Genomic DNA, 14,574 nt, shown 5'->3' with positions numbered 1-14,574 from the left:
CATGCTCACCATTGCCGAACAGCGCGAGCAGTTCGCGGCGATGTTCACCCGGCCCTTACCTGCGGATGTCGGCTCGTCGGCGACGACACTCGGCGGCCGGCCCGCACTGCAGCTGCGGATCACGACACCCCGCCCGACGGGCGACGCCGTGCTGCCAGGCGGACCCGTGCTGCTGTATCTGCACGGCGGTGGGTTCGTGGTCGGGTCGGCGCGGGTCACCGCGCACGTCTCCGCCGCGCTGCTCCGGCATCTGAACGGCCGGGCGATCTCCCTCGACTACCGGCTGGCGCCCGAACACCCGTTCCCGGCCGCACCCGATGACTGCCTGGCGGCCTACCGCGAGCTGCTGGACTCCGGCATCGACCCGCACCGGTTGGTGGTCGCGGGCGACTCTGCCGGTGCCGCGCTGGCCGTCGTCACCATGATGCGCGCCCGGGACGCGGGCCTGCCGATGCCGGCGGCGGCGGTCCTGTTCTCGCCGGCGGTCGATCTGACCCTCAGCGGCGCGAGCATGCGGTCCAAGGACGGGGTGGACCCGTTCTTCGCTCCGGCCGACCTCGAATGGCTCTTCGGCCAGTACGCCGCCGGCAGCGACAGGTCGGCGCCCGAGCTGAGCCCGATTTTCGCCGATCTCACCGGGCTGCCACCCCTGCTGATCCAGGCCGGCTCCAGCGAGCTCCTGCTGGACGACGCCGTACGGCTGGCCGGACGTGCCGGGGCCGACGAGGTCGCGGTGACGTTGGAGGTGGTTCCTCGCCAACCGCACGTGTTCCAGCTCGACGACGGATCGGCCGGGGCGGCGGCGGCGCTGGAGCGGGCAGGCCGGTTCCTGGCCACCCGGCTCGGCGGCGCGAAGGAGGCATCATGAACCGGCTGGCCGATCGGGTGATGGGCCCGGTACTCGCACCCCGCGACGAAGGATACGACGACGAACGCGCCGGCTGGCAGACCGCCCGCCGGCACCGTCCCGACCTGGTGGTGGGCGCCGCCCGACCCGCCGACGTGCAGGCGGCGGTCACCTACGCGAGCGACTGCGGGCTGCCGGTCGGGGTGCAGGGCACCGGGCACGCCTCGGCCGCCGTCGCCGCCGAGGGCGGAGTGCTGATCACCACCGCGCGGATGAGCGCCGTCCGCCTGGACGCCGACGCCGGCACCGCGTGGGTGGCCGCCGGAACCCGCTGGGATCAGGTGATCCACAGAACGGCACAGGCCGGGCTGGCACCCCTGTCCGGCTCGGCCCCGCGCGTGGGCGCGGTCTCCTACACCCTCGGCGGTGGCCTCGCCCTGCTGTCCCGGACCTACGGCTACGCCGCCGACCACGTACGCGGCCTCGACGTCGTCACGGCGGACGGCCACCTGCGGCACGTCACCCAGGACTCCGGCCCGGACCTGTTCTGGGCACTGCGCGGCGGCCGGGACAACTTCGGCGTGGTGACCGGAATGGAGATCGACCTGATGCCGGTCACCACGCTGTACGGCGGAACCCTGATCTTTCCCGTCGAGAAGGCGGCCGAGGTGTTCGGCACCTACCTGCAATGGGCCGCCACCGTGCCCGAGACGATGAACTCCTCGATCGCGCTCATCTCCCTGCCGGACGTTCCGGCGATCCCGGAGCCGATGCGCGGCCGTCACACCGTCCATGTCCGCATCGCCTGCGCGGCCGGTGATCCCGGAGCCGGCGAACGCCTGGTGGCGCCACTGCGGGCCATCGGCCCGATGAGCGACACCCTCGGTGAGCTGGCCTACGCCGAAGCCGGGTCGATCTACAACGACCCCGTCGCACCGGGCGCGGCCGAGTCGGGCACGGCCATGCTCGGCGAACTCGACGCCACCGCCGTGCAAGCCATCCTCGACCTGGCAGGCCCCCATGCGCCGGTGCCGCACGTCGTCGAGCTGCGCCACCTCGGCGGCAGGCTCGCCCACCTGCCCGCCGTGGACAACGCCATCGGCAACCGCGACGCGCGATACCTGCTCAACGTGGTGTCCCGGCTGGAACGCGCCGACTTCACCCAGATCCGGCCCGCACACGCGCGCCTGTTCGAGGCGCTCGCGCCGTGGAGCACCGGTGGCCGGTTCCTCAACTTCATGAACGGCGAGAACGCCACCACCCAGGTGCGCTCCGCCTACAACGCCACGGACTACCGGCGACTGACCGGACTCAAAGCCGTCTACGACCCGGAGAACATCTTCCGCCTCAACCACAACATCCCGCCCGGCCGAGGACCGACCCGCGATTGAGCCGATCATGTACAGCGACCTCGCCGCTGCGCCCGCCGTACTGATCGGCACGGGCAGTGAACCGCGCCTTCACCGACCAGACCGCTGACCACTTCGCCCGGCCCGCCCGCGCCCCGCAGTTCAGCACCGGACGTGCAGCGCTGTCCGTCGCGAACAACGGGCAGAACCTGGACAGCCGCCGCTCGCTCGGCCTCATGACAAAACGGCACCCCGACTCGGGTTCGTCGCTGATGTCCGGTCAGCCCATCGAGATGAGGATAGGCGCGACATATCGCCCGCGGTCGCCCGGATGCCGGTGGGCGCCGTAGACCATCGTCGGCAGGGCCGCGGGCCCCTCGGCGGGCCCCAGCCCGGTGAGCCACGGGCGCAGGCCCGGGTAGGCGTCCAGCAGGTCGATCCGCACGTCGCGGTCGGCACCGTGGGCGGCGGCCAGGATGAGCTCGCGGGCCGCTTCCTCCGAGGGCGCGACGACGGGCCCGATGACCCGGTGCGGGCCGGCGTTCCAGGCCACGGCGAAGCCGCCGTCGGTAACAACCGTACGCTCGGCCGTGGCCAGCAGAGCGCTCAGCGCCTTGCCCCGGTCGGCCCCGGTGACCTCGGCGTCCAGGGCGAGGAGCGCGGCGTGGTCGTCCGGTGTGGCCTCGCGGGCTCCGGACGGCCACGCCGTCCCCTGCATCGGCCCCATGGTGATCGTCAGGCTGCCCGTGGTCCGGAAGCCCAGCCGTTCGTAGACGGGACGCCCGAAGCGGGTCGCGGTCAGCTCCACGACGCGGTCCCCGGCGACCTCCAGGGCGTGCTCCATCAGCCGGGTGCCGAGCCCCTGCCTGCCGTACCTGCCGGCGACCAGCATCATGCCCACGCCGGCCAGCGAGTCACCGTAACGGGTCACCACGACGCACCCGGCCAGCCCGTCACCGTCGGCCGCATCGACGGCGTAGACCTCGCCCGCCTCGAACATCAACCGCCATTTGGCCTCGTCCGTGGACCAATCGCGATCACTTTCGAGCCGCTGGCAGAGGGGCAGTTCCTCAGGCCTGAGAAGGCGAATATCACTCACAGCCGAGAACCTACTCCGATCGTGCTTCCTTCCACTGGGCGCGGGTCGAACCGCACAGGCCAGCGGCCCAGCCGGCCAGGAATCGGAGCCGGCCTCAACCTACAGGGCTGGACACCCCGCGAGATGCGGCACAGCTTCGTCTCGCCGCTCCCCGACTCCGGCATGCCGATCGAAGCCATCAGGGAGCGCCCCTCATCTTGGGGTGACTTCACCGGAAGATCGCTTGCCAGGAACCAAGATGATCGTTTCCCAGGTTGAAGCCATCGGACCCCATGAGACTAGAGGGGCGGTTTGATGTCGTGTGTCCGACCGCCGTGCTACCCGATGATGTTCGGCCTGGCAATCACCTTGAACAACAAGATCCTGGGGTACGGAGGGTATGCGATGGGACTGGGGATCAAGATATTGGGCCCGTGGGAGCTGACGGCAGACGGCGACGTGCTGCCGCTGACCGGCAACCGGCGGATCGGCCTGCTGACCCGGCTGGCGTCGAGCGCCGGCCGGGTGGTCACCACTGACCAGCTCCTCACCGATGTGTGGGGGGAGAACCGGGTGGCGACGGCGCCGAAGCAGCTCCACATCGTGGTGTCGAAGCTTCGCGAGTTCCTTGCGCCTCGGGCCCTCGACGAGGTCATCGTGACCGCGCCGGGCGGATACTGCCTGGATGTACCACCTGATCACGTCGATGCTCACCTGTTCATGAGGCTGGTGCGCGAAGCGCGTGCCGGCCGGGCCAGGGGCGAGATCGTTGCGGCGGACGGGTTGTTCCGGCAGGCTCTGGCCTTGTGGCGGGGAGAGGCGCTGGCGGGCATGTCGGCGGAGTGGGCCCAGATCGAGGCCACCCGTCTGACGGAGGAACGTCTCACCGCTCTGGAGGATCACGTCGATCTGCGGATGGCGGCGGGTGATCACCATGCGGTGATACCGGATCTGACCGTCCACATCGAGGCGCACCCGCTGCGGGAGAGGCCGCACGCGCAGCTGATGCTGGCGCTGTATCGCGCTGGACGGTCGTCGGAAGCGCTCGCGCTCTACCAGGAGACTCGCCGCGTCATGATCCAGGAGCTCGGGATCGAGCCGAGTGCCGAGCTGCGCCGGCTCCAGCAGGCGGTGCTCACTCGCGATCCCGTCCTCGAGCTGACCACTCCGGCACAGGAGGCCACACTCGGCGACTCCGTCGCCCCGGCCGAGCTGCCCGCCGACACCCGCGCCTTCACCGCTCGCGACGTCGAGCTCGCCTGGCTCGACAAGGCGCTCACCACCCCGGAAGCCGGCATGCCGGCGATCGTCGCCATCGGCGGTCCCGGCGGGATCGGCAAATCCGCGCTGGCCGTACACCTGGCGCACGCCGTCGCCGACCGCTACGCCGACGGCGTTCTCTACATCGACCTGCACGGCGCCACCGACGGTCTCCGGCCGCTGTCGCCGCTCGAGGCGCTCGGCCGGCTCCTACGTTCGCTCGGCCTGGACGGCTCCGCCGTACCGACCACGGTGGACGAGGCGGCGGCCCGCTACCGATCACTCACTTCGGCGCGGCACGTGCTGCTCATCCTCGACAACGCCCTGGACACCCGCCAGCTCCGCCCGCTCATTCCCGCCGGGCCGGGGTGCGCGGTCGTCATCACGAGCCGGCAGGTTCTCACCGCGGTCGACGGGGCGAGCCAGCTGAACCTGCCCGAACTCGACCCGTCCGAATCCACCGCGCTGCTGGCCCGGATCGCCGGCCCCGGCCGGGTCCACGCCGAGCCCGAGGCTGCCGGGCGGATCGTCCGGCTCTGCGGTGGCCTGCCCCTCGCCCTGCGCATCGCGGCGGCGCGTCTGGCCGCCCGCCCCGACTGGACACTGTCCTATCTCGCCGACCGGCTCGCCGACGCCACCCGCCGCCTGGACACGCTGCAGCATGCCGACCTGGCCGTCCGAGCCAGCATCGCCGTCAGCCTCCAGCACCTCCAGGAGGAGCCCGCCGGCCAGGACGCCGTCCATCTGTTCGCCCTGCTCGGCCTTCTCGACACGCCCACCCACACGCCGGCAGCCACCACCGCTCTCGCTGATCGGCCCGAGCGCACGGTGGCGGACGCGCTGGACCGCCTCCTGGATGCCCGGCTGCTCGAATCGGCGGGGCCGGGCCGCTACCGGATGCACGACCTCGTCCGCCTCTACGCCCGCGAACAAGCGGACGACATCGTCCAGGAGAACGATCGGGTGGCCGCGACTCACCGCGCGTTGCACCATTACCTCGCCACTGCCAGAACGGCCAGCCTTCTGCTCGATCCCACCTCTCCCATCGTCAGAGATCTCCGCGCCGACCAGCCGGGCCTTCGCCTGGACACACCGCAGGAGGCGATCGACTGGATCGAGCTGGAGCGCGACAATCTCATCACCGTCGCCCGGCAGGCCACCGGCCGCACCGACGATCCCGTCACGGTGGAAGGCCTCGCCGCCAGTCTCAACAGACCCTTCAGCCACAGAGGCTGGCTCGCCGATCTGACCGAGATCCATCACCACGCCTTGCGCGTGGCCGCCCGGACCGGTGACTGGGCGGGCCAAGCCCGCGGGCACAACCATCTGGGCCTCATCCACAAGAACCAGGGTCGCTTCGAGCTCGCGATCGAGCAGTTCGAGCGCGCCCTCGCGTGCTGGGATCGAGCAGGTCTGCCCCTGCGCAAGGCGGGCGCCCTCCACAATCTCGGTACGACGTACGGCAAGCTGGGACGGTTCGACGACGCGCTCGCCACCCAGGACGAGGCGACAGCGGCAGCGACAGCCAGTGGCCTGCGCGACTACCAGGCGATGATCCTCAACGGCCGGGCCGCGGTGCTGATCAGGATGGGCCGGCTGGACGACGCGATCGAAGCCAGCCTACGAAGCCTGGAGATCTGGGCGGAGTTCGACAATCCCTACGGCGAGGGAACGGCGACCGACACGCTGGCCGACGCCTACCGGCGCGCCGGCAGGCTCGTCGAGGCCGAGGCCGGGTACAGGAGGGCGGCCCACCTCCATCACAAGGCCGGTGCCCGCGCGCTGGAGGCCGGCACCCTGTGGGGGCTCGGCGACACCCTGTACGATCTCGGACGGCAGGACGAGGCGCGGCAGCGCTGGCACCAGTCGGCTCGGATTCTGTGTGACGTCCATCTCCTCACCGAGGAGGAGCTGGAGGTCCTGCTCGCCCAGGACCTCCCACAAGCTCCCGACTCGGTCAAGCACTTGAGCGCGGGAGCGCGCTGATCAACGTGGCCGCCGGGTCAGGGAGCCGCCCGGAGCGACCTCGTCGAAGGTCTCGACGGCACCCGGGCCGTGACGCCGGACTGTCACGCCCCGGAGTCCGGGCCGAGATGGCTGCGGCGTTCTTCCGCGGTCAGCTCGCGGGTACGGCGTGATCTGGCCAGTTCGAGCACCGTTCCGGCCGGGCCGCACACCTCGCAGGCGCGGGTCCGGACCAGGCTGCCGCCCAGACCGGTCACCAGGGAGCGGCCGAGGAAGATCTGCGGGCTCAGCCCCCTGACGATCCGCGTACCGTCGGGGCTGAACGCCGAGAGACCGCCGCTCGCGCCCCAGCCGGTCAGCTCCAGCGGTTCGCCGCCGCCTGCCGCCCGCCACAGCCGCAGGTGGCCCGCGGGTTCGTTGGTGACCAGCCAGGTGCCGTCAGGGCTGAAGTTCACTTCGCGAACGGTGCTCTCGGCGCCGTGCAGCACGTCCGCGGACTCGCCCCGGCCGTCGAGGTCCCAGAGCCGGATGGCGCCGTCCGCGGCCGCGGCGGCCAGCCGCAGCCCGTCCGGGCTGAAGGCGAGGCCCGTGATGTCCTCCGCATGGCCGCGGAGGATCTTCGGCTCGCTCTTGCCGGTCAGGTCCCAGACGACGACGGTGTGGTCGTCACGGGCGTCGGCCAGCTTCGTGCCGTCCGCGCTGAGTGCCACGTCGCCGTCGGCGCGGCCGGTGGGCGGGGTCTGCCAGCCGGTGAGCGCTGTCAGCCCGCCGGACGGGGAGACCTGCCACACCTGCGGTTCGGTGCGGAAGGCGCCCGCGACGATCCGCTTTCCGTCGGCATTGAACACCAGGCCGGTCGGGAGGCCGTGGAACTGCGCGGGTGTGGTGACCGGCGCGCCGCCGGTGGTGAGGTCCCACAGGCTGAGGGTCCCGGCCCGGCCGATGCCCGCCATCCGCCGGCCGTCAGGGCTCAGCGCGACAAGGTAGCCGGTATCACGCGGGCCGCGCACCTCGGCCGAGGTCGTGCCGCGCCAGGTCCTGATGCGGACGTCCTGCGGGCTGAGGAGTGAGGTCGGCCCCGCGCTGACCGCCACCGTGCTCGTGTCAGCGCTGAGCGCCAGGGGTCTGCCCTCGCTCGGTGCCGGGTCGCCCGCCGTGACGTCCCACGTCCGCAGGGTGCCGTCCGCATCGACGCTGACCAAGGACTTCCCGTCCGGGGTGAACGCCGCTCCGTGCGGATCCCCCTTCGAGCTGCGCAACACCAGTGGGTCGGCGTCGCTGCCCGTCGTCCAGACGCGGATCACGCCGTCGGCGCCATAGGTCGCCAAACGATCCCCGGCCGCGGTGAACACCAGGCCGTTGAGCTTCGGGGCGTGGCCGGCCAGCTCGATCTGCGGGATCCAGTCACCGGCCGGCGTCTCCGTCGCGTCCCAGACCCGGGGAACGTCGCCTTCGACGGTCGCGACCCATGGTCCACGCGGGCTGAAGGCCGCCTGCTCCGGCTCGCCGCGCGTGGCCGCGCGCTGCAGAACGGGCCGGTCCCCGGTCATGTCCCACAGTCGCAGCGGCGATCCGTTGCCCCCGGTGGCGAGCAGCCGGCCGCTGGGGCTGAACGCGACGCTCCTGACCGCGCGGCCGGGGACGCTGAGCTTGACGGGCTTCGACCGTCCCGGCTTCCAGATGCGTACGCCGTCGCTGTGCGCGCTCGCCACCGTACCGTCCTGGCTGACGCTGACGCCGTGGACGCTGCCGTCAACGGTCCCCAGAACCACGGGCGGACCGCTGGACGCCAGGTCCCACAGCACCAGCTCTCCTCCGGAGCCTCCGGTGACGAGCTGCCGGCCGTCGCCGCTGAACGCGGCGCTCTGGATACCGTCCGTACGATCCGCCTGGAGCACATGGCCGGCCCGGCTCGGTGCGGCACCGTCCAGACTCCAGATCTCCAGGCCGGCCGGGCCCGACCCGGCGCCCCAGATCGCGATCTTCCGGCCGTCCGGGGTGGCCGTCGTTCCTGTGACCCTGCGCAGGCCGGACGGGGTGGAGCCGCGCAGCCGGGAGTCCGCGGTGGCCTGGCGGAGCACGAGGTCGGCCTCCGGAGTGGGCTCCGCCTCGTACGCCTCGATCGCCAGCAGCAACGCCAGTTCCGGGTCTTGCTGGAGCTGGCGGCGTGCCTCGGCGGCCAGCCGTACCGAGGTGGCGCGGTCACGCTCGATGTCCCTGTCGCCTGCCTGGACCAGGACGAGTGCGGCCAGCACGATGACGGCGACGGCAGCGACCGACAGTCCGCCGAAGGCGAGCCGGGTCCGGCGGCGGGCTCGGCCGCGCTCTGCCGCGCTCGAGTGGCAGGCCGCCAGGAAGGTCCGCTCCAGCTCGTTCGGCGGCACGAAGCTCGCCTCGCCGTCCCAATAGGCGAGGCGAGTGCCGCGGTACAGATAGTCCTCGCCGCGCCCGTTGCGCTCCCACTCGGCCGCGTCGAACGTGAGCCGCTGGTGGCGCAGAAGGGTCTCACGGTCGGCGGTGAGCCATTCCCGCAGCCGGGGCCAGCCGGTGAGGAGCGCTTCATGCGCGATGTCGATCAGGTCCTGGTCCACGACGATCAGCCTGGCGGCGGCGAGCCGGTCGAGAACCGCGTCCAGCTCGCCGGCGGGTCCGATGCCGGCAAGCTCGTCCCGGTCGAGACCACGGCGGGTGTCGGAGCTGCCCGAGCCCAGGACGACGAGCCGCAGCAGCACGGCGCGGAGCAACCGCTGCTGGTCGGCTTCCAGATCGGCGTACAGGTGCTCAGCGGTCCGCGCGATCGCGCCGGACACGCCGCCCACGGCCCGGTAGTCCGCCAGCGCCAGCGTGTCTCCCCGCTGCCTGCTCCACGTCTCGCGCAGCGCGTGCGCGACCATCGGGAGCGCCCCCTTCTGCTCGGCGGCCTCGGCCACCACGGTGACCACCAGATCCGGGTCCACGCGCAGCCCCGCCCGGGCGGCGGGTTCGGTGATGATGGCGCGCAGTTCCTGCTCGGACATGGGGCCGACCGGCAGGTGAACGCTGTCGAGGAGGGCCTCGGCCAGACCGGCGTGCGACATGCAGCGTTCGTAGAAGTCAGTGCGGATCCCGATCACCAGCGCCGGGCCGTCCTGACCGCTGACGAGCTCGCTCAGCGCGTCGAGGAAGCCGTCGCGCTCCTGCACGTCGGCGCAGAGCGTGAACGTCTCCTCGAACTGGTCGATGATCACCACGTCGGAGCCGTCGACATCGGAGGCGTGCAACTGGGACAGCGGGTGCGCACCCGGAGTGAGCAGCGTGACGGCAGCTCCGCCGGCGGTCAGCCGCGCGGCCAGCCCGGCCCGCAGCAACGAGGACTTACCGCTGCCGGTGGCCCCGCGGACCACTGTCAGCGGCCCCTGCCTCACGGCCTTCAGCAGGACCTCGAGAAGGTCGTCCCGGCCGAAGAACAGGTCGGCGGCGTCGACGTCCAGCGGGAGCAGGCCGGGGTAAGGGCAACGGCGCTGCGACCGTTCGAGTTCGGCCGCGACCGACTGCCACTTCCGCTCCCATTCGGCGGCGTCGCCACCGCAGGCGACGGCGTACGCCAGTGTCGCCTCAAGGGTGGGCAGCCGCGTCCCGGTGGCCGCCTCGGCGAGAGTGCTCCGCGAGAAATGCGCGCGCTCCGCGAGTACGCGGTAGCTCGGTCGCCCGGCCTCGTCCCTGAGCCGGCGCAATTCCCAGGCGAGCCTTTCGACGGGACCGGCCAACGGATCCACCGGCTGTTCGGGCCGTCCCAATGTGCTCTCACCTCTTGTTGTCCGGAGTCTTCGCCGCGTTGTCCTGAACCCACGGAGGGCTATTTCGGACATCCCTGGGCCGCCTTAGACCTTAGATCTCAAGCGCAACAAGAGGGGGCAGATGATGAGATTTCACGTATTGGGATCCTTCGAGGTCCGCACGGGGGATGGAGCCGTCGACGTCCACGTGAACCAGGCCGGGTTCCTGTGCGGCATGGGCTACGGGGTCTACGTCCGGCGCGGCATGGGCTACGGGGTTTACATCCGGCGCGGCGTCAGGGCCGGCCTGGCACCCGCGCCGTCCGATCCCCGCCTGTGGTGCCCGCGCGGCCGACTCCTGGGCCGACTCCTGGGCCGGCTTCCGGGCCGGCTCCTGGCCGAGGACAACGGCATTCCGGCTGCCAAGGCGGCCCTGCCCGCCGCGGTCGCAGCCGACTCCAGGCCGGCGGAAGTGTCCCGCAACGCGTCGGCCGACCAGGACGGAGACCTGGACGCCCCCGTCCAGTTCTTTGACGTCCACGCGGACGTTGCCGCGATCGCAGGAGGCCGGCGGCCTGGTCGTGGTCGTCCGGTGCCTCGGTCAAGCGCCCGAGGTGCCGGTGGCGGGCAGGGGGCTCGCGACAGGCGCGTGACTTGTTCGGGTCGACGGTAACGAGCGTGGTCTAGCCGCCGATGGCCTGCTCGTGGCCGCGGGACGGAGCCCGGGCAGCGGCCTGGGTGCATGAGCATCCAGCGTCCACGGAGATGGCTCGGAAAGCACGGGATCCTGTCCGATACAGATGATCGGACGGGATCCCATCAACCGCAGTCCAGCCGTCTCAAGAACGGCCCCGGTGGGGCGTTCACGAGTAGGCACGACCTGCGGTGGAGGGTGCGGCTTGTGTCCTGGCCGGGTCGTCCGCCCCACGACCGTGCCAGCCGAACCGATTTCTGGCCGGACATCACGGCGCGGGGTGTGGATCAACTGCCGGGCGGTGGCGTGGCGTCGCCGATGTCGTTGGCCGAGGGATCCGCCACGACCTTGCACACCTCGATGGGCCCGGTCGTCAGCCGCCCGCTGAACTGCCAGGCGACCCCGGGACGCTCCACCGTGGGCGTGGCTGGATTCTCCATGACCTCGATCATCGCGATCTGGCCCGGCTGGATGTGGCGAGGGTAGATGGTGATGCCATCTTGCGGACGGATCGCCTGGTAGGAGATCGACTTTTGCAGTCTCTCCCGAAGCCTGGCCTGCGTGGCGGCATCACTGCTCGACAGTTCCTCCTTGGTCGCGCCGAAGTCGTCACCCTCGACGAAGGGTGCCCGGTTGTTACCGCAGCGCTTGCCGAGAGGCAGATAGGTGATGTCTGCCGGCACACCCCAATCCTGCAGTTCCTTCTCGAGGCGCTCGGGGTCCCGGAAATCGTAGATCTTGAGGTTGATCGATCCGTCCTGGTTCTTCGTCAGGGCGTACGCCGGCTCGGCGGAACCGAGCAAGGAGGGCACGGCCACGCCCACCGCGACGGCCACCGCCACAGCGGTGCCCATCGCGAGCCGCCGCCCGCTCAGGAGCGGCCGTTCCAGCCGAGTGTGCCGGCCGAACGGAAGCAGCCTCCTCCGGCGCCGATCGAGCGGTGCCGCGGTCGCCTCCTGAGCGAGCCGGAGTCGTTGCCGGGCCAGGGAGTGGGGCGGCTCATGCTCCAGCTCCTTGATGAGCGTCTTCAGTTCATCCATGATCGTGCTCCTCCAACGGGTTGACCCCACCCAGGGTGTGGCGGACCTTGCGCCGGGCCCGGTTGAGTCGTGACTTGACCGTGCCGACCGGAATGTCGAGCGCTCGGGCCGCTTCCTCGTACGTCATGTCGCTCCAGGCGACCAGGAGCAGGACGTCGCGGTCGCCTCGCGACAGCAACGCGAGCGCGTTCAGCAGGATCGTCCGCGACCCTTGAGCGGTCAGATCACGAGTGATCGCCTCTTCTGGTCCCTCAACGGGCTGGGCCGGACTCTGCCGCTCCAGCGCACGGTAGCGGCTGACCTCGGTCCGGCGGTGGCCGGTGATGAGCTTGGTTGCGATGCCCAGCAGCCAGGGCCGGGCATCGCGGTAGGAGATGTCGTACGCGTGACGCCTGCGAAAGGCGATCAGGAACGTCTCTCCGACAAGGTCCTCGGCGAGTTCTGGGCCGAGCCGGAAGGAGATGTACCTGTAAAGCGTTGCGGCGTAGCGGTCGAACAGGGCGGCGAACTTCTCCGGATCATCGAGGGAACGTGTGATGATCTCGGAGTCCACCACCAGTGGCGACGTGTCGGTCACCATAGATGATCTATTTTCAGCACTGGACCCCCTCGAGATGTCATCTGTGTCTTGTCACAAGAGCCTCAAGTGTTCACGGGCATCTGCCGCTGGTTGATCGTCGGCGCCGTTGCTGGGGTCCTGAAGGGGCCCTTCAGGGACCTTGCAGTCTTTGAGGCCAGCAAATGGCTCAAGCGCTGGGCGGGCCCGACGCGCGGGGGCGGGTGGAGACGACCCGGGCACGGCTCAACCGGCTGACGGCGCTGGACTGGCCGACCCAGCACGAACCGGGCCTGTTCTCCATCGCCGCGGGCATCAATGGCCACGCGTTGGGAGGAGTCGCCAACGACGAGGCATAGAGCACAGACACATCGCTGGTCAGGCGTTCAACGACGGTCGTGGGCGCCGGGCCGGACGAGCAGGGTGCCGCCGAGATCAGGCCCTCGGCAGCACCCGAGGTTGCGTGAGCACCCTCCAGGTTCTAACTGACAGCGGCTCGCGCACTCCCGGGAGTAACTCGAATGGAGCCTCTTGGGGAGCCGTCGAGCCTGGATTTCGCCTGCCCTGCGATCACCAGGGCGAGGGCGGGAAAAATCGACGATGCCCTCACCAGGGCGAGAAGGGATTCGGCGCGGGTCAGCTTCCACCGGTCCCGGTGGGCGAAGCAGGCTACAGCCGAACGTCCAGACCGGCCTCCAGTTGGCGATGGTGGCCACATCCGGCCAACATCGCCCGACATTCACGTCGTTGACGGTCTGCCGGTTCACCCCACTGACCTCGGCCAGCCGACGGAAACTCAGCCCCCGCTCGGCCATCACTGCTTGCAGGGCCGCGGCAATGGCCTGGACGACGGCGGCGGCCGGATGACCGGACAGATCCGCGCCCGCTCCGCGGCTCCCGAACCAGGACGAACCCGCTTCGGAAATCCCTGAAGCGACAAAGATCCCGTCTGATCGCGATGATCAGACGGGATCCCGTCAACTTCAGTCCAGCCGTCTCAAGAACGGCCCTGGGTGAGGTGTTCACGAATAGGGCTGGCCTGGGGTGCAAGCGGGGCGGGAAAGATCGCTTCCCGAAGGGAAAATGATCGTTTCCCACACCTGCCGCGCGAGCTCTGGCCTGAAGAAAATTTGGTTGCCCCTCGCCCTGCAACCGCGGTCGTCTCCAACCGGGCAAGAGTCACGAGGACGCAGCACGGCGTGAGCTGTGTGAGGAGATTATTGATGGGTGTGGTGTCGGACCGCGGTGCGGCGAGAGCATAATGAGGACCCGCCGACTTGGCCAACGGCGTTGCGGGCTCGGACTTCACTCCGGTTTAGCCGTTCGGGGCCGCCTGGCCGCACTCGAGATCACAGGTTCACCACGGTCAGTGGATCGCCCACTCGTTCCTCGGGATCCGCTCGGTGTCGTCGGCCCATGCCTCGTTGAGGAAGAGCGGGCGGGTCAGGAGTCGATCGTCGGCACGTTGCACGCGCAGGATGAACCCCAGGTCCACTGACCCAGGCTCGTAGTTGCCGAAGTAGTAGAAGGGCAGTTCTTTCGCGGTGAGGTAGTTCTCCAGCCACTCCTCCATTACCGATGGCACCCGCGCCACCAGCTCAGTGCCGTCTAGAGTCACCTGCGGGCCGGTCCGCATGTCGATCGCGATACCAGCCAAGAGTTCGTGAATGTCGAAATACAGCTGCACCCCCTCGTGCTTGAAATCAAGCTCGCTGCTGCGTCGCATCAGATCCTCCGGGGACCTGCCGAGCGCACGCGCCACGTCGGCGTGGCTTGTCCCGAACCGCAGTGGTCCGACGCTCACCAGCGGCGCAAACTCCCACCGTTCCCGTTCCGCATCGTCCTTCACATCCCACCAGCCCATAGTCTCTCCCTCGTTTGCCGCTGTCTCGGCTGTCATCGTCATTCCATCCAGTGGCAGGGATGGAGCTCGATGCCCACGACGATCCCGCCGAATAGGCCCAGGCGGGATGAACTCGTCCAAGGCGGGCGCGGGCTTCCCGCTCCTGATCATCTTCACGAACCGTATG

9 protein-coding genes are annotated in these 14,574 nt (G+C 70.2%); 4 read left to right on the top strand and 5 right to left on the bottom strand.

What is annotated here, in order from left to right; genetic code table 11:
* Nucleotide 1 precedes the first annotated feature (1 nt).
* Nucleotides 2-868, top strand: coding sequence for an alpha/beta hydrolase (locus HD593_RS03475; RefSeq protein ID WP_185100684.1), 867 nt, complete (start codon nucleotides 2-4; stop codon nucleotides 866-868).
* Complete coding sequence (locus HD593_RS03470) at nucleotides 865-2,238, top strand: FAD-binding oxidoreductase (protein ID WP_185100683.1); 1,374 nt, start codon at nucleotides 865-867, stop codon at nucleotides 2,236-2,238. The genes HD593_RS03475 and HD593_RS03470 overlap by 4 nt, the downstream gene beginning before the upstream one ends.
* A gap of 238 nt (nucleotides 2,239-2,476) precedes the next feature.
* Here the strand turns inward: HD593_RS03470 and HD593_RS03465 are convergent, their stop codons facing one another.
* A complete protein-coding gene (locus HD593_RS03465) occupies nucleotides 2,477-3,295 on the bottom strand; it encodes a GNAT family N-acetyltransferase (protein WP_312903330.1) in 819 nt (272 codons plus the stop codon).
* A 324-nt stretch (nucleotides 3,296-3,619) separates the two neighbouring features.
* Between HD593_RS03465 and HD593_RS03460 the strand changes: the two genes are divergently transcribed.
* Entirely contained in the window at nucleotides 3,620-6,520 is a 2,901-nt protein-coding gene (locus HD593_RS03460) for an AfsR/SARP family transcriptional regulator (RefSeq protein WP_185100681.1), read from the top strand.
* An 83-nt stretch (nucleotides 6,521-6,603) separates the two neighbouring features.
* On the opposite strand, the gene HD593_RS03455 is transcribed toward HD593_RS03460, so the two are convergent.
* The 3 genes from HD593_RS03455 to HD593_RS03445 all read right to left on the bottom strand — a co-directional run bounded on the left by HD593_RS03455 (nucleotide 6,604) and on the right by HD593_RS03445 (nucleotide 12,568).
* Nucleotides 6,604-10,245: an nSTAND1 domain-containing NTPase gene (locus HD593_RS03455; protein ID WP_185100680.1), complete on the bottom strand. Its 3,642-nt coding sequence runs from the start codon at nucleotides 10,243-10,245 to the stop codon at nucleotides 6,604-6,606.
* 990 nt (nucleotides 10,246-11,235) lie between these two features.
* Nucleotides 11,236-11,988: a hypothetical protein gene (locus tag HD593_RS03450; protein ID WP_185100679.1), complete on the bottom strand. Its 753-nt coding sequence runs from the start codon at nucleotides 11,986-11,988 to the stop codon at nucleotides 11,236-11,238.
* Nucleotides 11,981-12,568 carry an RNA polymerase sigma factor gene (locus HD593_RS03445; RefSeq protein ID WP_185100678.1) on the bottom strand — a complete coding sequence of 196 codons (588 nt, stop codon included), beginning with the start codon at nucleotides 12,566-12,568 and terminating at the stop codon, nucleotides 11,981-11,983. Before HD593_RS03445 ends, HD593_RS03450 begins: the two co-directional genes overlap by 8 nt.
* A gap of 161 nt (nucleotides 12,569-12,729) precedes the next feature.
* On the opposite strand from HD593_RS03445, the gene HD593_RS03440 reads away from it, so the two are divergent.
* The gene (locus tag HD593_RS03440) at nucleotides 12,730-12,903 is read left to right on the top strand and encodes a hypothetical protein (protein ID WP_185100677.1); all 174 of its coding nucleotides are present in this window, start codon (nucleotides 12,730-12,732) and stop codon (nucleotides 12,901-12,903) included.
* A gap of 1,007 nt (nucleotides 12,904-13,910) precedes the next feature.
* Here the strand turns inward: HD593_RS03440 and HD593_RS03435 are convergent.
* The gene (locus HD593_RS03435; RefSeq protein ID WP_185100676.1) at nucleotides 13,911-14,408 is read right to left on the bottom strand and encodes a hypothetical protein; all 498 of its coding nucleotides are present in this window, start codon (nucleotides 14,406-14,408) and stop codon (nucleotides 13,911-13,913) included.
* Nucleotides 14,409-14,574: the final 166 nt, after the last annotated feature.

It is taken from the genome of Nonomuraea rubra (genome assembly GCF_014207985.1).
GTDB lineage: Bacteria > Actinomycetota > Actinomycetes > Streptosporangiales > Streptosporangiaceae > Nonomuraea > Nonomuraea rubra.
The sequence above is the reverse complement of the archived record's forward strand: the minus strand, read 5'-3'. Positions and strand labels throughout refer to the sequence as shown.